At 60.1% G+C, this 19,284-nt stretch carries 19 protein-coding genes; 10 read left to right on the top strand and 9 right to left on the bottom strand.

Annotated features, from left to right (window positions below; all coding sequences use genetic code 11):
- Positions 1-18: 18 nt before the first annotated feature.
- Entirely contained in the window at positions 19-1,653 is a 1,635-nt protein-coding gene (locus tag HDE72_RS18770; protein ID WP_183743731.1) for a methyl-accepting chemotaxis protein, read from the top strand.
- Between the two features lie 226 nt (positions 1,654-1,879).
- Here HDE72_RS18770 and HDE72_RS18765 read toward each other — a convergent pair whose 3' ends face one another.
- A complete protein-coding gene (locus HDE72_RS18765; RefSeq protein WP_183743728.1) occupies positions 1,880-2,977 on the bottom strand; it encodes an HNH endonuclease in 1,098 nt (365 codons plus the stop codon).
- Between the two features lie 652 nt (positions 2,978-3,629).
- Here HDE72_RS18765 and HDE72_RS18755 point away from each other — a divergent pair.
- The 4 genes from HDE72_RS18755 (at position 3,630) to HDE72_RS18740 (ending at position 7,297) form a co-directional block, all read left to right on the top strand.
- Positions 3,630-4,535, top strand: a complete 906-nt coding sequence (locus HDE72_RS18755) for a creatininase family protein (protein WP_260176800.1) — start codon at positions 3,630-3,632, stop codon at positions 4,533-4,535.
- A gap of 75 nt (positions 4,536-4,610) precedes the next feature.
- Positions 4,611-5,879 (top strand): YVTN family beta-propeller repeat protein, encoded by a 1,269-nt coding sequence (locus tag HDE72_RS18750; RefSeq protein WP_183743724.1) that lies wholly within the window; start codon positions 4,611-4,613, stop codon positions 5,877-5,879.
- A 125-nt stretch (positions 5,880-6,004) separates the two neighbouring features.
- A complete protein-coding gene (locus HDE72_RS18745; RefSeq protein ID WP_183759324.1) occupies positions 6,005-6,349 on the top strand; it encodes a hypothetical protein in 345 nt (114 codons plus the stop codon).
- A gap of 306 nt (positions 6,350-6,655) precedes the next feature.
- Entirely contained in the window at positions 6,656-7,297 is a 642-nt protein-coding gene (locus tag HDE72_RS18740; protein ID WP_183743720.1) for a phasin family protein, read from the top strand.
- Between the two features lie 141 nt (positions 7,298-7,438).
- Here HDE72_RS18740 and HDE72_RS18735 read toward each other — a convergent pair whose 3' ends face one another.
- Both HDE72_RS18735 and HDE72_RS18730 read right to left on the bottom strand, forming a co-directional pair.
- Entirely contained in the window at positions 7,439-8,404 is a 966-nt protein-coding gene (locus HDE72_RS18735; RefSeq protein WP_183743718.1) for an alpha/beta hydrolase, read from the bottom strand.
- Between the two features lie 85 nt (positions 8,405-8,489).
- A complete protein-coding gene (locus tag HDE72_RS18730; RefSeq protein WP_183743717.1) occupies positions 8,490-9,434 on the bottom strand; it encodes a LysR family transcriptional regulator ArgP in 945 nt (314 codons plus the stop codon).
- Positions 9,435-9,661: 227 nt separating this feature from the next.
- Here HDE72_RS18730 and HDE72_RS18725 point away from each other — a divergent pair, with 227 nt between their 5' ends.
- Complete coding sequence (locus tag HDE72_RS18725) at positions 9,662-10,267, top strand: LysE/ArgO family amino acid transporter (RefSeq protein ID WP_183743715.1); 606 nt, start codon at positions 9,662-9,664, stop codon at positions 10,265-10,267.
- 1 nt (position 10,268) lies between these two features.
- On the opposite strand, the gene HDE72_RS18720 is transcribed toward HDE72_RS18725, so the two are convergent.
- Positions 10,269-11,663: a coniferyl aldehyde dehydrogenase gene (locus HDE72_RS18720; RefSeq protein ID WP_260176794.1), complete on the bottom strand. Its 1,395-nt coding sequence runs from the start codon at positions 11,661-11,663 to the stop codon at positions 10,269-10,271.
- Positions 11,664-11,787: 124 nt separating this feature from the next.
- On the opposite strand from HDE72_RS18720, the gene trxC reads away from it, so the two are divergent.
- Complete coding sequence (gene trxC / locus HDE72_RS18715; protein WP_183743711.1) at positions 11,788-12,234, top strand: thioredoxin TrxC; 447 nt, start codon at positions 11,788-11,790, stop codon at positions 12,232-12,234.
- Here trxC and pdxR read toward each other — a convergent pair.
- The gene (gene pdxR / locus HDE72_RS18710) at positions 12,226-13,668 is read right to left on the bottom strand and encodes a MocR-like pyridoxine biosynthesis transcription factor PdxR (RefSeq protein WP_183743709.1); all 1,443 of its coding nucleotides are present in this window, start codon (positions 13,666-13,668) and stop codon (positions 12,226-12,228) included. The genes trxC and pdxR overlap by 9 nt on opposite strands.
- 105 nt (positions 13,669-13,773) lie before the next feature.
- Here pdxR and HDE72_RS18705 point away from each other — a divergent pair, with 105 nt between their 5' ends.
- Together HDE72_RS18705 and HDE72_RS18700 are read left to right on the top strand one after the other, a co-directional pair.
- Positions 13,774-14,214: a carboxymuconolactone decarboxylase family protein gene (locus HDE72_RS18705; protein ID WP_183743707.1), complete on the top strand. Its 441-nt coding sequence runs from the start codon at positions 13,774-13,776 to the stop codon at positions 14,212-14,214.
- Between the two features lie 114 nt (positions 14,215-14,328).
- Entirely contained in the window at positions 14,329-14,643 is a 315-nt protein-coding gene (locus HDE72_RS18700) for a hypothetical protein (protein WP_260176793.1), read from the top strand.
- A 21-nt stretch (positions 14,644-14,664) separates the two neighbouring features.
- Here HDE72_RS18700 and HDE72_RS18695 read toward each other — a convergent pair whose 3' ends face one another.
- The gene (locus tag HDE72_RS18695; RefSeq protein WP_183743705.1) at positions 14,665-15,852 is read right to left on the bottom strand and encodes a multidrug effflux MFS transporter; all 1,188 of its coding nucleotides are present in this window, start codon (positions 15,850-15,852) and stop codon (positions 14,665-14,667) included.
- A gap of 203 nt (positions 15,853-16,055) precedes the next feature.
- On the opposite strand from HDE72_RS18695, the gene epsC reads away from it, so the two are divergent.
- Positions 16,056-16,994: a serine O-acetyltransferase EpsC gene (gene epsC / locus HDE72_RS18690; RefSeq protein ID WP_183743703.1), complete on the top strand. Its 939-nt coding sequence runs from the start codon at positions 16,056-16,058 to the stop codon at positions 16,992-16,994.
- Between the two features lie 15 nt (positions 16,995-17,009).
- Here the strand turns inward: epsC and HDE72_RS18685 are convergent, their stop codons facing one another.
- The 3 genes from HDE72_RS18685 to HDE72_RS18675 form a co-directional block, all read right to left on the bottom strand.
- The gene (locus HDE72_RS18685; RefSeq protein ID WP_183743701.1) at positions 17,010-17,486 is read right to left on the bottom strand and encodes an META domain-containing protein; all 477 of its coding nucleotides are present in this window, start codon (positions 17,484-17,486) and stop codon (positions 17,010-17,012) included.
- A gap of 80 nt (positions 17,487-17,566) precedes the next feature.
- A complete protein-coding gene (gene bla, locus HDE72_RS18680) occupies positions 17,567-18,451 on the bottom strand; it encodes a subclass B3 metallo-beta-lactamase (RefSeq protein ID WP_183743699.1) in 885 nt (294 codons plus the stop codon).
- A gap of 96 nt (positions 18,452-18,547) precedes the next feature.
- Entirely contained in the window at positions 18,548-19,282 is a 735-nt protein-coding gene (locus tag HDE72_RS18675) for an ABC transporter ATP-binding protein (RefSeq protein ID WP_183743697.1), read from the bottom strand.
- Positions 19,283-19,284 lie beyond the last annotated feature (2 nt).

Here is a 19,284-nt window from a genome sequence, read left to right as displayed (position 1 = left end):
TCATTTGCTGAGTACATCATGAATATCACCAAGCAACTTATACTGACCCTGACCATCGCCTTGCTGGCCTTGCTATTGCTGGGCGCCGGCGGCGCATGGCAGTTGCAGCGTTCGCAGGAGCGCTTTGACACCGTGCAGAACCGCATCATTCCGAGTATCCAGGGCTTGCATGCCGCCAAGGCTTCGCTGGCCGATTCGCGCCTGGCCGGCTACCGTTTGTCCGTGTTTTCCAACCTGGCCGACAAGACGGCGCTCGACAAGGCCCTGGCTGCCGCCAACAAGGACTTCGACGATATCATCGCCAAGTACCGCGCCGAGCGCATCTATGACGAAACCGACCGCAAGATGCTCGACGCCGACCAGGCCGCCATGGAAGCCTACCGCCAGGCCCTGAAACCATTCTTTGCCGCCGCCTACGCGGGCGACATGGATGGCGTGCGCGCCACCTTGATGGCCGGCACGCCGCTGGCCATCACGGCCGCCGCCGCCAAGAAAAGCATGGACGACCACCTGGCGTATAACAACAAGCTGGTCGATGATGTGAAGGCGGAAAGCCTGGATGCTTACGATACGGCCTTCAACACCATGCTGGCCGTGCTGGGCGTGGCGGTGCTGCTGACCGGCGCGCTGGCCCTGCATATCTACCGCACCATCAGCGGCGGCCTGGGCAATATCCAGCATACGCTGGAAAAAGTCAGCGTCTCGCTGGACCTGTCGGCTTCCATGCCGGTGGCCAATATGGATGAAGTGGGCCGCACGGCGACCGCCTTCAATAAATTCCTCGACCGCATCGTGGAAGTGATCGCCACCGTGCGCGCTTCGGCCGATACGGTCAGCGTGGCTGCCGCGCAGATTTCGGCCGGCAATGCGGACTTGTCCGTGCGTACCGAGCAGCAGGCCTCGTCGCTGGAAGAAACCGCATCCAGCCTGGAAGAGCTGACTTCGGCCGTGCGCCAGAATACGGACAATGCACGCCAGGCCAATACCCTGGCCGTGTCTGCCTCGGACGTGGCCCGCAAGGGTGGCGCGGTGGTGGCGCAAGTGGTGGGCACCATGGGGTCGATCAACGAGTCGGCCAAGAAGATTGCCGACATTATCGGCGTGATCGACGGCATCGCCTTCCAGACCAATATCCTGGCGCTGAACGCGGCCGTGGAAGCGGCCCGTGCAGGCGAGCAGGGCCGTGGTTTTGCGGTGGTGGCAACGGAAGTACGTAACCTGGCGCAACGTTCGGCCGCCGCCGCCAAGGAAATCAAGGACTTGATCGGCGATTCGGTCGACAAGGTCAACGCCGGTACGGTGCTGGTCGATGAAGCGGGTGCAACGATGGAAGAAATCGTCGCCAGCATCAAGCGCGTGACCGACATCATGGGCGATATCGCCAACGCCAGCCACGAACAAAGCGCCGGCATCGAACAAGTCAACCAGGCGATTTCGCAGATGGACCAGGTCACCCAGCAAAACGCGGCCCTGGTGGAAGAAGCGGCGGCCGCTGCTGCCTCGCTGCAAGACCGCGCGGTGGAGCTGGTCGACGTGGTGTCCGTGTTCCGCCTGCGTGGCGAAGCGCAGCAGTCCGGCTTGAGGGCTGCCGGTGGCTTGCCTGTCGCCAGCTCACGCCGCTTGCCAGCACCGACCCGCCGCATGCTGGGTTGAACTTGCTTGGTGCACACTGTGCACCGAACGTGGCTACAAGGAAGCGGGCCATGCCTTCATGGGTATGGCCCCAGTGTTCCTCCTGATGCGTACAATTGGGTATGTCACCGCTAGATGTAGGAGCAGTTTCTAGCTCCCCAGTTCTGTTTGACCATAAACCCGTTTGAAAAATAGATCCGGCTGCTCCTGTTGCCATTTCTTCAGGGCCTGGATTGGTACTTCCTCATCAATCACTCGTTGCGGAGTATGTTGGTTGTACAATCTCACGAAGCTCTTCAACAGTTCTTCCTCCACTTCTGTGTAGCATTCTATGGCAGTTTGAACATACCATAGCAAGGTCATCAATTTTAGTACGGCCTATGCCGTCGAGTTGTGCCACTGGAACCTTATGGTGTGCTTCGATAAAGCCATAGCCTAGTGCACCATAGACTAAATGGAAATCTGTTAGGCAAACTTCACATTCCAGTTTATTTGACTCTCTGAAGCGTTTTGCTTTCGCTTGCAAAACAATATTTGGGTCACGTTCACGCTTCTTATGGAGCTGGTAGCTTTCCGCCCCTTCTGGAAATGCTGATTCGTCATCCTCGTTTATCACTAGGTCGGCAAATGGATCTCTACTTCCATCGGTTAGTTCTTGAATAGGATACGGGTGCGGAAAGCTTACACCTTTATAATAATGCCCTAAAGAACAACCCTCGTGCCCGGGGCGATGTTCAGCGTGAGCTCTTGGAATACCTCCAGGTCCTGCCTTCATTAGTACCACAGCTCCGTGACACTCAATGCACCTTACTAGTGGTTTATAGTGCATGCGTGCCTCAGATACTAATATCTGTTGCCATTGATCCCCTAGCCACGCTTCGCAGTAGCTGTTTGAGTGCGTATTTTCCGCATTTTTGCGTGGGGCGTTAACCCATACAGTGGTTGGTGATGAACTCATGGTCACACCGTCAAAGAATCGTGAGAACGATACGTCAGACATGCCAAAGTTTTGCCATGGTGCTTGTACCTCCAGTTCGTAGCGATCGCGTGGAGGTGTATGGTCAGTCTCACCAGTAATGTCTGTAGCTTTGATTTTTCCAAAATATAGTGTTGAAGCGTTGCCTGGATTCGAGTAGAACAGGACCACAAACTTGTTCAATAATCCTGCACGGAGGATTTCACGTTTGATGTCCCACTGTCCCGTCTTTTGTTGAGCGAAAAGCGTCGCATTAATCTGACGTGTATTTTCATTATGGTTGCTAATGTTGATGGCAAGGAAGCTCATCCCTTTAAGCCGCGGGTGTTCTGACCAGTGGTTGAAATTCATTCTTTTATTATCTATCAAGAAAAGTGACTTTGGTTTTGTCAGGATTAAATCGGAGTATTTCTATTTTTGGAATTGGTTGGCAGTATCGATTTCGCTTTTTCCCCATGTACCTGTTGGCTTCCTATTATGTTTTTTAGTCTTCTTGCTGCAGGACATCATTGCAAATACGTGAGCTCCAAGATGTTGGTATGGCAGAGGTCGGCTTCCGATTTCCAATGGCTCCAGAGCATAACGAATTGTCAAGCGGAAAAAATCACACATTATCACTTCATGGTGAATGGTTGTTGTTGTTGTTGGTAAATGGTATTTATTTGCCGAAATCTGGTTCGATATTAAGGGCTGCGATAAGGTATTGCTGCGCGAATGGCCATATGGCAATGATGCTGCTAGCGCAACAATCATCGATGGGATACAAGTGAATTTCTTTACTGCAGCAACTCACGTCGGCTTTCACATGTCCTTAGAGTTCATGGTGTGAAATGCAAATGGCTGCTATTGTTTTAGGCAGCGTTTTGTAGATAGTTTCCCCTAGTCAAGCCCTTGCTAAACGTCGCGACAAATTAACGTGCCGATCCTGCCTCGATGGAATACAATTCCCGCGTGGCAGCCAGCTTGCCTGCTTAGTCCAGGCATGGCGTCACCCTTGATGATCACGGAAAGATGTTTGCCTATGACACTGCAGTTGCCCCTGCGCATCGCGCACCCCGCTACCCTTGCGCCATCCGCGCCCCTTATCCCGTTCAAAGCTGTGGGCGCCATGCTGGCTTTGAGTTTGTCTTGCCTGATCGGCAGCGCCCCCGTCATGGCGGCCTCTGCCAGCAATAGCGTGATGCTGGAAGACTTGACCAGTACCGAATTGCGCTCCCGCATCGATCACGGCGCCACCACGGTGATCGTGCCCATCGGCGGCGTGGAGCAAAGCGGCCCGTATATTGCCTTGGGCAAGCACAATGTGCGTGCCGGCATGCTGGCGCGCCAGATCGCGCAAAAGCTGGGCAATACCATTGTCGCGCCCGTTGTTTCCTATGTGCCGGAAGGCACGATCAATCCGCCGGCCGGCCATATGCGCCACGCGGGCACGATTTCGATACCGCCCGCCGCCTTCGAAGCGCTACTGGAAGGTACGGCGGCCAGCTTGCGCCAGCATGGTTTTCGCGACATCGTGTTCGTGGGCGACCATGGCGGTTATCAAAAGAATGAGCAAAACGTGGCCAACAAGCTCAATCACGCCTGGAGCAAATCGACCGTGACGAAGCCAGCCGCGCTTGACGCGCGTGCGCACGCCTTGCTCGATTACTATGACATCACGCAAACGGCGTATATTGCGCAATTGCAGAAGCGCGGCTATAGCAATGCCGAGATCGGCTTGCACGCGGGCCTGGCAGACGCGGCGCTGATGCTGGCGACCGATCCCTCGCTGGTGCGCAGCGATGCCATGGCCCACGGACCCAAGCCTGGCGTGGCTGACGGCGTGCGCGGCGACGCGACGCGCGCGACAGCCGAGCTGGGCGAGATCGGCGTCAGGCTGCAGGTCGACACTTCGGTAGCGGCCATCAAGAAATTGATACAACGTTAATAAAGCCCCAACACTGATACCACGCCGGCCGTTTGACTACGTGCCGGTATTTGCAACGAAAACATGCGAAAATCCATGAAAAAACCTCAACGACGCACCATCGTCACCTTATCCGCCATTGCCGCGGCCGCTCTCGGCCTCGGCGTTGCCAGCCAGGTCATCGGCGCCAGCGCACCGGCCCCGGCCGCACCAGCTGCAGCAGCGTATTCGCCACTGCCAGGCATGCCGCCGCTGGTCGACCCTAAAAACGTTTACGGCAGCATAGGCAGCAGCAATATGAGCCCGGTGGTCAAAGACCATCTGCGCCGCGTGTATGTGCCCAATCTGCGTTCGAACGATGTGTATGTGATCGACCAGGAAAGCCTGAAAGTGGTCGACAAGTTCAAGGTCGGCAGCGGCCCGCAGCACGTCGTGCCATCGTGGGATTTGTCTACCCTGTGGGTGGCGAACAATGCCGAGCGCACCAACAAGGGTAGTTTGACGCCGATCAATCCCTTGACGGGCAAGCCGGGCAAGGAAGTGCCGGTCGACGATCCTTATAATATGTATTACACGCCGGACGGCAAGTCGGCCATCGTGGTGGCCGAAGCGCGCCACCGCCTGGACTTCAGGGATCCGAAGACCATGGCCGTGCAATATTCGATCGATACGCCGCAGTGCGGCGGCATCAACCATGCCGATTTCTCGAACGATGGCCGCTACGCCATCTTCACTTGCGAATTCGACGGCACCATCGCCAAGATCGACATGGTGGGCCGCAAGGTCGATGGCTATCTGAAACTGCAGATGCCAAGCAAGCGTTTCGCCGAGTCCGGTCCCGTAGGCGGCCCTGCCGATGAAATCTGCAGCGTCAAGAAGGGCATGCCGCAAGACATACGCATCTCGCCGGACGGCAAGAAATTCTTTATCGCCGACATGGACGCCGATGGCGTGCACGTGGTCGATGGCGCCACCCTCAAGGAAATCGGCTTCATCCAGACGGGCGTGGGCACGCATGGCCTGTACCCTAGCCGCGATGGCAAGAAACTGTACGTGGCCAACCGTGGCACGCACCGCATCCACGGCAAGCGCAAGGGCAAGGGCAGCGTCAGTGTGATCGATTTCGCCACCGAAAAAGTGGTCGCGCAATGGCCAATCCCTGGCGGCGGCAGCCCCGACATGGGCAACGTCAGCGCCGACGGCAAGTATCTGTGGCTGTCGGGCCGTTTCGACGATGTGGTTTACCGCATCGACACGAACAACGGTTCCGTGTCGCAAGTCAAAGTAGGGCAGGAGCCGCACGGCCTGACCGTCTGGCCGCAACCGGGCCGTTATTCTTTGGGCCACACCGGCAACTTGCGTTAATTTGAGCGCATGGCAGGCCCGGCTTCAAGCCGGGCCTGCTACATTTGCTTGTCTCTTCTATAAGCTTGCGGCATACTGCAGTTCTTCCATGGCCAGCAGAAATTCATCATGATTTTCGATCATCCATGCCCCCGAAGCCTGAAACCACTGATCTGATGACACGCAATACCTCATTGCTGATGGATGCTGCCGGTCATTATGCGTATGTGCATGATGGCTTTTCCTGGCCCGCCTTCTTTCTTGGCCCGCTGTGGGCCGTCGCCAAGCGCCGCTGGTGGTTTTTGCTGCCCATGCTGGGGGTGGAAGCCTGCCTGTGGTTTGGTAGCCAGCTGGCCGTCAACCTGCGCATCCTCCCCTTGATGCTGCTGGTGCTGCTTGCCGAACTGGCTTATTTCCTGCTGCGCGGCTGGTATGGCAACCGCTGGCTGGCGGCGTCGCTGCAGCGCAATGGTTACGCACGCGTTGATTGATACGCCTGTTTAAGTGCCTCGACTTTGCTGATGGCGCCAGGCGGCAGCAAGTCGCTTAACGGCAGGGCGGACCTCTTATTTTGCCCGCCACCTGTCACACCTTTGATCCATATCATCCCTCCTGACCGGTGCTCACGTAGCCTTGAAATTCGCGTTGCAAAGCATCTCTCCACCAAAACGGATATGTTCTTCGCGTAGCGCGGCCGAGCCTGTTTGATGGATATCTGCTGGATATCTGCTTACACATCGCTGCAGTGCCTGGCCGCACAGGTCTTTCATTCCACCGCACTTTCATGAGGAAATTCTATGTATCCATATTCACGTAGTGTCAGCCCTGCTGCCAAAAGCCATCTGGAAGCGCAACTGTCGTTTTTTAACGGTATCTCGAAATCGCTGTTCCGTTCGGTACAGCAATTTAGCGACTTGAATCTGCAATTTGCGCAAGGCTTGCTGGAAGAGTCCACGATTGCCGGCCAGCATCTGATTACGGTCGACCGCGCGGAAGATCTGTTCCAGGCGGCCGCCGCTTCCGGCCAGCCGGTGGCCGAACAATTGCGTATTTATCAGCAGCAGGCATCGCGCCTGGCGGCCGATGCGCAAGTCGACCTGGCCAGCGTAGCAGAGAAGCATGTGGCTGAAACGAGCCGCACGGCCAAAGTACTGGCCGAAGAAGTGGCGCGCACGGCTTCCGAAGAAACGGAAAAAAATGTGCGCAAACAGCAAGACGCGATTCAGCGTATCTCTGAACCGTTCCAGGCCTTCCATAACGGCAGCAGCCGTGACCAGCGCGGTGCGCAGGGCCAGGGGCAAAGCCGCGCTGGCGAAAGCCTGCAAAGCGCCACCCACCAGGGTAGCCAGCAGTCCGGCAGCGCTGACGCTGGCGCCGCACATACCGCTGGCAGTGCAGCACAAGCCAAACCCAGCGGCAGCACCGGCCGCAAGGAGTAATCCTCAAGCAGCAAGACCCTTGCTGCCCGGCTTGCGTAGCCTCCCGGGGACCGAGACCCGGATGGGCTAGTCACACTGGAGTCGTAACGGTTGTGTAGCCTGCAATACGACGCCCATCCCTTAGCGGATGGGCGTTTTTAGTTACAAGGCTGTGTTTGTCGCAGCTTGTGCGGGACTTTGCGTTTGCTGTTGTAGCGCCTGTGTATCGTGCGATTCTTTTGCAGCGGGCAGGCGGCTGAGCTGATCGATGAAGGCGCTGACGCGGTCCAGTGTAGGCGCCAGCATGCGCAGGGGACTGGCCAGCGAGGCGACCAAGGTCGTATGGCTGACGCCGTCCAGATATTCTTCCGTCACGGGGCGCTGCTGCGCGCGCAGGGCGGCGGCCAGGCCGCCAGTATTGCGCTGCGGATCGACCAGCTTGTCATTGCCGGGCAGGGGCGCGATCAGCAGGGCGGGCGGCGCATTGGCAGTCACGTGGTTGACCGGTTGCGAGGAGGCGGGCGTATCGGGGAAAAAGAACACCGGGCGGGTAGTGGGGTTTTCGATCGGCAAGAAATCGTAAGGGCCAGCCAGGCCTATCCAGCCGCGCAAGTCTTGCGGGTGCATGCCGTGGCGAGCCAGCAGGCTGGGGTCGAGCGCCACCATGGCGGCGTTGTAGGCGCCCGCGCTATGGCCCATTACAAATAGCCGTGTCGTGTCGCCACCGTAGCGGCCGGCTTCCATGGCAGCCCAGGCCACGGCGCGGGCCGCATCCTGCAGGATTTCCTGGTAGTGCACCTCGGGATACAAGCGATAGTCGGCAATGATGGCAAGATAGCCGCGCGATGCCAGCGCATGGCCGACGAAGGCGTAATCCTTGCGCTCGCCCGAAACCCAGTTGCCGCCATAGAAAAATACCACCACCGGTACCGGCCCGCTATGGACTTTCGGCGCATAGACATCGAGTTTTTGCCGTGGCAGCGGTCCGTACGCCAGGTCCGGCGTGACGCGCGAGGTGCTGCTTGACGAGAGGGCATTAATTGCCGTCAGCGGCGAACAGGCGATCAGGCCGCCCGCCAGGGGAATCATGGCCAGCAGGGAGAACAGGGCGGTGCGCGCGATCGTCATGGTGTTCTCTGGCGTGGGATGGTTGCACTAGTGTAAGACAATTGGCGTATGTTGCGCGCGCGCTATCGGCGCACAGTCACTTGTTTCAGGCTTGCCCCGCATCCGTCTCCGTCACACCCGCCAGACCCGTCAGGGTCGAGCCATTTTGCAGCAGCCATTTGCGCGCCGTGGCGATGACGGCGTCCGACAAGGTGCGCGTGAGCGGCGTCTGGATATCCCAGGCATGCCAGGTCAGGGGCACGTCCAGCGCCTGGCCCGCCGCCACGTCCATCAAGCGTCCGCTGGCCAGCGCGTTTTCGGCCTGCAGCAGTGGCACCATGCCATAGGCGTAACCGGCTTCGATGAAGCGCACGAAGTCGCGCGCCGAACCGAGCACATGGTGGGGATAGCGGCCCGTGTAGCCCAGCCGGTGTTCCAGGTAGCGTTCGTGCAGCGCATCCTTGCTGCCGAAGGTGATGGCTGGCGCCTGACTGACGGCTTCGACCGTAAAACCATCGGGAAACCATTGCGCGGCAAATGCAGGCGAAGCCACGCAGAGATAGCGCATGGCGCCCAGCGGTGTTGCTGTCGTGCCCGCCACCAGGTCGGAGGCGCTGGTGACGCAGGCAAACACGCGCCCTTCGCGCAGCTGGCTCAAGGTATGGTCCTGGTCGTCGAGGCGGATGTCGAGCAGGCAGGACGGCGGCGTCAGCAGCGGCCCCAGCGCTTCCGGTATCCAGGTGGCGGCGCTGTCGGCGTTGACGGCGATGGCCAGTTCCGGCAGTTGCGTGGTGGGACCGGGCTGGGCGTCGAGCGCCGCCTCGAGCAGCTTGACTTGCCGGTAATGGGCGATCAGGCGCTGGCCGGCCTCGGTCGGGGTGGGTGGCTGGCTACGGATGATCAGCAAGGTGCCTTCCAGGTTTTCCAGGGTACGGATGCGCTGCGACACGGCCGGCTGGCTAATCGTCAACGCCTGTGCCGCCTTTTCAAAGCTGCCCAGGCCGATCACGGCATCGAGTGCAGCCAGGCCTCGATAGTCAACGACGCGCATAAGTTTCTCTTATGTATGGTTAGAATCATTCATTATACTTATATTTACATTTTCTTTACACTAGCGTCATAGGATAAACATTCCACATTGCCGCGCAGCCGAGCTCAGCCTAGTCTAGCCAGGCTCCGCCGCACCGTCCACACACCATTCTTATTGCTCTGCCGGGCTCTTGCCGGCCGGGAGCGGGCGGCCGTGCGCAATCTGGACAGCACTCAAAAGGAATCGATATGGACAGCACAATCTTCTTGAAAGGCATGGGTTTGGGCGCGAGCTTGATCGTTGCCATCGGCACACAAAACGCCTTCTTGCTGAAACAGGGCTTGAAGCGTCATTACGTGCTCACTTGCATTCTGGTATGCCTGCTGTGCGACGCCATGCTGATTACCGCTGGCGTGGCCGGCATGGGTAGCGTGATTGCCGATAACCCCAACTTCTTGCTGTGGGCCAAGGCTGGCGGCGCCACCTTTTTGATCGCCTACGGCTTGCGCGCCGCCAAATCGGCCTGGCGTCCATCGGTTTTGACGGCCTCGGCCGCCAAGGCGCCTGAAGGTTACTGGGCCGTGATCGGCGCGGCGCTGGCGTTCAGCCTGCTGAACCCGCACGCTTTTCTGGACACGGTGATCTTGCTGGGCTCCATCGGTGGCCAGCATGAAGGCAATGGCCGCTTCTACTTTGCCGGCGGCGCCATCATGGCGTCGGCCCTGTGGTTCTTTTTGCTGGGTTTTGGCGCCCGCTACCTGGCGCCCGTGTTCGCCAAGCCCATGGCCTGGCGCGTGCTCGACGGCATCATTGCACTCGTGATGTGGGCTATTGCCGCCTCGCTGTTTTTCTAAATCAGCGGGTCAGAAAGGCCAGGATGCGGCTGGCCAGTTTGCCGTACGGCGGCCACAGGAATTTCAGCGAGCTGTAGCGTGCCTGGTAAAACACGGGCCGCAGCTTGGAAAATGTGAGAAACCCTTCGTGGCCGTGGTAATGGCCCATGCCGGAATCGCCCACGCCGCCGAAGGGCAGATCGTGCTGGCCGACATGGAACAGCGCGTCGTTGACGGACACGCCGCCCGACATCACGCGGGTGATCAGCGTCTGTATGGTCTCCTGGCGATGGCTGAATGGATAGATGGCCAGCGGACGCGGCCCCGCGTTGATGCTGTCTATTACTGTTTCCAGATTCGCATAGCTGCGCAGCGGCAAGATGGGCCCAAAGATTTCACGTCTCAGCAACACGCAGTCTTCCGGCGCATCGATCACGATATGCGGTGCGATCTTGCGGCTGGCCCGGTCAAAGGCCGGCCCCGGCAGCAATGAAATGACGTGTGCCCCGCGTTCGCGCGCATCGTCGAGCGCCTGCAACAGGCGTTCAAACGAAGGCTGGTCGATGATGGAGGTGTAGTCAGGCGTGTCCAATTGCGGATAGCGCGCCGGCACGATCTCGCGTGCATGCTGCACAAATTCCGCCACGCTCGCTTCCGGCAGCCAGGCGTGATCGACGGTGGTGCAGATCTGCCCGGCATTCAAATACTTCACGAACAGGATGCGCTCGGCTGCCGTGCGCAGCGGAAAATCGTCGCAAACGATGGCTGGCGCCTTGCCGCCCAGTTCCAGGGTGACGGGGCACAGATTGCGCGCCGCCGCCGCCATCACGGCACGGCCCGTCTGGCCCGATCCCGTAAACAGCAGGTGATCGAACGGTAGTTGCGAAAAGGCAATGCCCACGCCGCCCGTCTCATCGAAAAACTGTAATTTGTCCGGCGGAAAATAAGCGGGCATTTTGTCTATCAGCAGCCTGGCCAGGTGGCGTGAATTCTCGCTCATCTTGACCATGGCGCGGTTGCCAGCGGCAAAGATGTAGGTCAGCGGTATCAAACTCAGGTTCAGCGGAAAATTCCACGGCACGATCACGCCCACCACGCCCAGCGCCTGCGGGATCACGCGGTTGCGCGCGCCAAAAAAGTTGCGCCAGTCCACGGCCCGCCGCTGCGGTTTCATCCAGGAACGCAAGTGTTTCAAGACATGGTCTATGCCATCGATGGCAGGAAAAATTTCCGTCAGCAAGGTTTCGTGGGCTGAACGGTTGCCATAATCGGCGCTGATCGCCTCGCACAGGGCCACCTTGTTATCGCGGATAAAGCGTTGCAGGGACAGCAGGTCGCGCCGGCGCTCAGCCAGGGTGGGGGCGGGCTGGGCCAGATAGGCGGCCTTTTGCAGCGACAGTGTGTGGGACAGGTCCATGGTCTTCTCCGTGGTACAACTATTTTTATCCATCAGAGGTTACAGCAAACCCGGCGCTAGCGGTGAGCTCAGGAATCGGCAATCCATCTTAAAATACCGTCTACTGTCTGTATAAAGGATCGCCATGACCGCTGCCACGCCCGACGCCCTGCACATCGTTTGCCCCCATTGCGACGCCGTCAACCGCTTGCCGCCAGCGCGTTTGCGCGAGCAGCCCACGTGCGGCAAGTGCCAGAAAGCCTTGTTTACGGGCCAGCCGGTAGACCTGGCCAGCGCCCGTTTCCTCAAGCATATCGAGCGCACGGACATTCCCGTGCTGGTCGATTTCTGGGCGCCGTGGTGTGGTCCTTGCCGCACGATGGCGCCGTGGTATGCGCAGGCCGCCAAGGCGCTGGAGCCAGACTTTCGTGTGGTGAAAGTCGATACGGAAGCCTCGCAAGACCTGGGCGCCCGTTTCAATATCCGCAGCATTCCCACCCTGGCCCTGTTTCGTGGCGGCCGGGAAGTGGCGCGCCAGCCGGGTGCCATCGACGCCAATGGCATCATCGCCTGGGCAAAAGGGTCAGCGTAGCGGCGCCATCTCCTGCAAGATAGTGTGGACGATGGCCAGCGCCGTGTCGATGTCGAGCTTGTCGATGGCGCCATAACCGAGGAACAGGCCTTCGTGGCGGGCCGGGCCGTGATAAAAGCCGGATAGCGCATACAGGCTGATGTCGGCCAGCCGTGCCCGGCGCAGCAGTTCGGCAATATCGAGCGGCGCCTGGGCCAGGGCGGCCACGTGGAAACCGGCGCTGGCTGGCACCAGGCGGAACCATGGTGACAAGGCGCCGTCAAACCAGTGCTGCAGCCGTTCGCGGCGCCCGGCATAAATATCGTGGCAGCGGCGTATATGGCGCAGCAAATGACCATCCTGGATGAATTTGGCCAGCGCATGCTGTCCCAGGCTGGCCGTGTGGCTATCGTTCAGGTATTTTGCCGTCTGCACGGCTTGCACGATGGCCAGCGGCAGCACCACATAACCCAGACGCAATTCCGGCAGCATGATCTTGGAAAAGCTGCCCACGTGCGCCACCAGCCCATAGCGGTCCATGCTCTGCAGCGAATCCGTGGGCCGGCCTTCATAGCGGAAGGCGCTGTCGTAATCGTCTTCGATAATGATGGCGCCCAGATAACGCGCGCGTTCCAGCAGGGCATGCCGGCGCGCCATGCTCATCGGCATGCCGAGTGGGAACTGATGCGCTGGCGTCACATAAATCAGCCGCGTGCCGTCGGGTATCTGTTCGACGATGATGCCATCCTCATCCACTGCCACGCCCACCACGCGCGCGCCCTGGGCGGCGAACACCTGGCGCGCCACCGGGTAGCCAGGCTCTTCCACCACGACCGTATCGCCCGCCTCGAGCAGGGTTTGCGCCAGCAGGCTCAGCGCTTGTTGCGCGCCGCTACACACCAGGATTTGTTCAGGCGTGCAATGGATGCCCCGGCTGAAAGCGGCATGGCCGGCAATGGCCGTGCGCAAGGCGGGCAAGCCTTCCACGGGACCATAGCGGCCGCGCGCCTGCACATCCTGGCGCACGGCGTGCTGCACGCAGGCGCGCCACTCATCCTGTGGAAAGTGCGATGGCGTGGTCCGCCCGCCGATGAAAGCGTAGCGGGCTGGCGCTTCCTGCGCCGAGTGGCGCAGCGGTACGGGTGTGGCTTCCCAGCGTGCAATCCGCCCGGCGCTGGCCAGTTGCGTGCTGGCATGGCGGCGCTGCGGTCTGGCGTGCGGCGTTTGCACGAAGCTGCCCACGCCCACTTTCCCGACCAGCAATTGTTCGTAGCCCAGCTTGTCATACACGTCAGACACCGTCTTGCGCGACAGCCCCAGCTGGCTGGCCAGCAGGCGCGTGGGCGGCAATTGCTGGCCATCGGCCAGGCGTCCGCTGCGGATCGCTTCGCTGAGCTGTCGGTAGAGCTGGCCGCCCAGGTCGCGCGTGCCGTCGATAATGATATGTAATTCCATGAATGGCCTGCTGTTGGTCTGCTTTTTTTCGGCCGGATTGGCCTGCCGTGCAACGCTGCTGCACTCCTACAATAAGGCATCTTTACTTTTATCAAGGAATGCATCATGACACAGCAACGACTCGACTTCACCTCCGCCTCGCCTGACGCCGTCAAGGCCATGTACGCGCTGGAAGCGGCGATTGCCAAACTGGGCCTGGAGCACTCGCTGCTCGAACTGATACGCTTGCGCGCTTCGCAAATCAATGGCTGCGCCTATTGCGTGGACATGCATACCAGCGATGCGCGCAAGGCGGGCGAAACGGAGCGCCGCCTGTACGCCGTCTCCGTCTGGCGCGAAACGCCATTTTTTACCCCGCGTGAACGCGCCGTGCTGGCCTGGACGGAAGCGTTGACCCTGCTATCGGAAAACCATGCCGCCGACGAAGACTACGCGGCGCTGGAGGCTGAATTGTCGCCGGCGGAAATGGTCAACGTGACCTTGGTCATCGGCAGCATCAATACCTGGAACCGCCTCGCCGTAGGTTTCCGCAAGATGCCCGAATAAGCTGGACGTTCGCTCCCGTACGGAAGGTTTTTCGTTTCTGGCTTACCATGGCGTACACACCATCAGCCAGGAGCGGCCATGCCAGCGAATGTGAATGAATCTGTGAGTGAGTCTTTGAATGACTCTGTGGGCGACGGCGTGTCGAAGACACCGGCGCAACTGGAAGAAGTCCGGGAAGAAGCGCGCCGGGCCTTTGTCGCGGAACTGTGGCGGCGTTTCGAGGGCTTGCAGGAATGGGCCGTCAGCCATTGGCCCGACCAGAAGAATCCCCTGAGTTCAGCCGATTTTGTCGAAGCGCGCAAGGAAATTCTCAGTTTGCGCTCGCCGGCAGGTTCCTTGAACCAGCCTGAAAAACAGGATGCAGCCGAACCGCAGCCGGAAGAGGGCGGGGCGCAGTATCTGGATGTGACGCCTGCGCCCTGGCCCTGATATTTTTCAGGCGCTCTTTTTTCAGGCGTTCTTGGTCGATGTTGTGCCGGTTTGCGCCAGCACCCAGCACAGCAGGCTCACCACCAGCCCACCCATCACGCCATACGCCAGGTTCAGGGCGCTGTCGAACAGCAGCGGCGCCACCAGTCCTGAAACGAGGGCAAACAGCAGCATCTGTATGAACGATTGCATCGATGACGCCAGGCCGCTGTTGTTGGGGAAGTGGTTCAGGGCCATCAAGGTCATTGGCGGCATGGCGATCGACAGCGCGAACGAATAGAAGAACAGCGGCAGCACGGCCCATGGCACTTCGGCGGCAAAGAAATAGTTGTAGCCGATATTGGCCAGAGCGGCCACCAGCATCAGCACGAAGCCGGCCCAGATCAGCTGGCGCTGGCTGTACTGTTGCGCGATGCGGGCCGACAGGGCCGAGCCGAACACCATGCCGCTAATTAATGGAATGAACAGCCAGGCAAACGCCGTTTCCGGCAAGTGCAGGATATCGATGATGAAGTAGGCGGCCGAACCGATGTATAGCGCGAAGCCGCCAAAGGCTGCGCCTATGGCTGTCGAGAGCAGCAAAAACTGGCGGTGGCACAGCACTTTCCAGTAATTGACGGCGATGCTGCCCGCGTGGAAGGCGTGGCGCTGCTCTTTCGGCAGGCTTTCCGGCAGGGCGCGGTACACGACGACAAACATCAGCGCGCCGAAAGCGGTCAGGAACCAGAAGATCCAGCGCCAGCCCAGCGACACCTGCAGCCAGCCACCCAGCACCGGGGCAATGGCCGGCGCCAGCGCGAATACCATCATGATATGCGAGAGGATTTTTTGCGCTTCGGCGCCCGAATAGCGGTCTTGTACGATGGCGCGCCCGATCACCGAGCCGGCGCCGGCCGACAGGCCCTGCAGCACGCGCCAGGCCAGCAGCCAGCCCAGCGATGGTGATAGTGCGGCGCCCACGGAGGCGATCACATACAGCACCAGCGACACGAGAATGACGGGACGGCGGCCGAAGGAGTCGGAAACGGTGCCATAAAACAGCATCATGAAGGCAAACGTGAACAGGAAAAAGCTCAGGGTTTGCTGCACCAGCAGGGGGCTGGCATTGAAATCGTGCACGATGGCGGGGAAAGACGGCAGATAGGTATCAATTGCAAGCGGTCCGACCATCGCCAGGCCCGCCAAAATCCATGTTAATAATTTAGTCATGTTGAAATATGTTTTCGTTAGGCCATCATTTTACGCGAGTCCCCATAACTCGGTGAGGCGTCGCGAAACTTGATGGCAAGGTGGCAAGGCTGCATATGCATTTTTCGCATATGCAGGAGTAGAAATCTTCCTTAGATTTTTGCTGGTTGGCGGCTAAGCTGGGGCGACCCGGCGTGCGCGCCGTTTTTCTGGATAGACAAAGCATGACTAGCAGCTACCCCTTGGCGCCCGCCGACGAATCGGCACAATGGAATCTGGAGCCCGTGATACAGGCGCTGCGCGTTTCGCGCGAAGAAAAGCACAAGATCCGCCACAATGGACGGGTGCGCGAGCTGCCGTCTCGCGAGGCCTTGACGACCATCGTCAACGGCCTGTCGGCGGCGCTGTTTCCCACGCATTACGGGCGGCCCAACCTGACCGATGAAAGCATCGATTATTTTGTCGGCGATACCCTCAACACCACCCTGAACCGCTTGAGCGAGCAAGTGCGGCGCGGGCTGCTGTTTTCCGTGCGGGTCGATGATGAAGCCGATGCGAAAAATGAAGATGCGGTCCTGGCGCAGCAGGCGCGCGACATTACGCGGGCATTTGCCGCCAGCCTGCCCGCGATACGCGCGCTGCTGGTGTCCGACGTGCAGGCTGCCTATGCGGGCGACCCGGCGGCCACCTCGGTGGCTGAAATCATGCTGTGCTATCCGGGCACCATCGCCATTTTGTACCACCGCCTGGCGCACCAGCTCCATGTGCTGGGTTCACCATTTCTGGCGCGCCTGATCGCCGATATCGCACATACCCTGACGGGCATCGATATCCACCCCGGCGCACAGATAGGCGCCAGTTTCTTTATCGACCATGGAACCGGGGTGGTGATCGGCGAGACAGCCATCATCGGCCAGCGCGTGCGCCTGTACCAGGCCGTGACCCTGGGCGCCAAGCGTTTTCCGGCCGACGATACGGGCGCCCTGATCAAGGGCACGCCGCGCCACCCGATCGTTGAAGACGACGTGGTGATCTACGCGGGTGCGACCGTGCTGGGGCGCATCATCATCGGCGCAGGATCGACAGTCGGGGGGAATGTGTGGCTGACACACAGCGTGCCAGCCGGCAGCAACGTATCGCAGGCGCAGACACGCAGTGATTAGCAGGGGGGAGGAGGCTTATTTGTCCGCTGCTTGATAGCGGGCGATAGCCACGCCGTCACTGGTCAGCAGCAAGTCCTGGCCGTCGTAGCGGTAGCCGTTGACGGTGGACAATCGCTTGAGCACCTGCTGTTCCAGTTCCATGTCGGCCGGCTGGCAAGCCATCATGGTGCCGGCTAATTGCGAGAACGTCAGCGTACTGCTGCCATTCGTGCCGTAAGCGCCCATCATCCGGTTGCAGCCGCTATTGCCGCTGACACGGCCGTTGTCCAGCAGCAGGGTGATGTCGTGCTGCTGTGGCGGCGTGCGCGTGATGGTCTGGCCAGCCAGTTCCTTCAGTTTCCATTGGGTGCCCACCAGAGGCAGCGGTGGCTGGGCCGGCGCGGTTGCCGCAATCGGGCTGCTGCCTGTGGTGCTGGTGGCCGGTGCGGTTTGCGCGCAGCCGGCGATCAATACTACAAAGCCGAGTGGTATCAGGCGGGAGAAGGTCAACATGCGAAAACTCCTGAGGATGGCAAAGTGGTCACACCGCAGACTAGCAGACCGGCGCCTTGCAGGCGCGCACGGTTGACGCTTTATTCCTTTTCGCTGTGCAAACGCGTCTCCAGCGCGCTGCGCGCCTCGGCCACATAAGCGTGGCAGGCTTGCGGGTCGATGAAGGCCGCGCTGCCTTTTGTTACGCTCTGCTCCAGCCTTTGCCACAGTTTCGACGCTTCCGGACGGGCGGAAATGAGCACGTCGCAGGGCAGGTGTTCCAGCGTGTCAAAGCTGTGCTGGAAATCGTCGAGCGCATTCGGATATTCGCTGCTGGCGCTGAACTTGAAGCCGGGCCGCGACACCGGATCGAGGTCGTCGGCATACACCATGTTCAGGCAGCGCTTGCCCTCGCACGATTGCCAGGTCCAGCTCAAGCCGCCGGGCGTGTGGCCGGGCGTGGTGTGGGCCGTCAGTTTGATCGGGCCAACATAAAAATGGTTGCCGTCGCGCGCCAGTCGCATGTCGGTCACGGCTGGATAGTTGGGCTGCGCCTTGTATTGCGGATCATCCGGTCCCACTTCGCCTGCCGCCAGGTCCAGTGCGGAAGACGGACTGGCCACGACCAGCGCATCGCTGCGCTGCTGCAGTTCGGCCAGGCCGCCCGCCTGATCGTAGTGGCCGTGCGAGTTGAGTATCATCTTGACGTCTTCGATACGGAATCCCAGGGTGGCGATATTGGCGATGATCTTGGCCGCCGACTCGGGCAAGCCACCGTCGATCAGCACATGGCCTTCCGGCGACGTGACCAGCACTGAACTGACACCCTTGACGCCCACATAATAGGTATTGGCATAGATGCGAAACGGCGCCTGGTCCGCATTCAGGGTCGCTGCATCGGGCGTTTGGGCAAATGCCGCAGAGCTGGCCAACAGTGTGGGCAGCAGGGCAGCCAGAGTCAGGGCGCGTGTCAGTGTGAAGGGCATTGCTATCCTTATCAGGTGTGCCGGGGTGGCGTATGCTGACATGGATCGCGCGCGTATGCAAACACCCCTGCAAACACGGATGCAGTCCGATGAAGGTTAAATCGCGTGCGCTGCGTGCAGTTCGGCGAGGATGGTCTCTTTCAATGCGGCCTGCGCCGCCGGTGCCCGTGTGCGTGGCCGGGCTTGCTTCACGTCGTAATGGCCGCGCGGCGGGCCGGCACGCGTGTCGAGCATGACGATGCGGTCACTCAGGTACAGGGCTTCATCGATATCGTGCGTTACCAGCAGCACCGTCAAGCCGTGCCTGGCCGCGATGGCCGCCAGCAGGTCTTGCAGCTTCATGCGGGTAAACGCGTCGACGGCGGAAAACGGTTCATCGAGCAGCAAAATGCGGGGCTGGCCAAACAGGCCACGGGCAATCGCCGCCCGCTGCGCCTGGCCACCCGACAGCTGCTTGGGCAGGCTGGCGGCGTGGCCCTGCAAGCCCACTTCTTCCAGCAGCGCGGCCACGCGCGGATCGTGCTCGCCACCCGCACCCAGGCCAAAAGCGATATTTTGCGCCACTGTCAGCCAGGGGAACAAGCGCGGTTCCTGGAAGATCAAGCCGATATCGGCATGCACGCCGTCCAGCGGCAAGCCATCGAGCTGCACCTTGCCGCGAAAGTCGGCGTCCAGTCCCGCCACGATGGATAGCAGGCTGCTCTTGCCGCAACCGCTGGCGCCGATCAGGCTGACGATCTCGCCCTGGCGCAGTTGCAGCTGCAGATTGTGCAGCACGCGGCGTGTGCCGTAGCTTTTTTCGTGGACGCTGATGTCTAATAGTGTCGTCATAT

Origin of the sequence: Janthinobacterium saanense, assembly GCF_014200675.1 — a bacterium.
Classification (GTDB): Bacteria; Pseudomonadota; Gammaproteobacteria; order Burkholderiales; family Burkholderiaceae_D; genus Janthinobacterium.
This window is presented reverse-complemented; position numbering and strand designations above follow the sequence as displayed.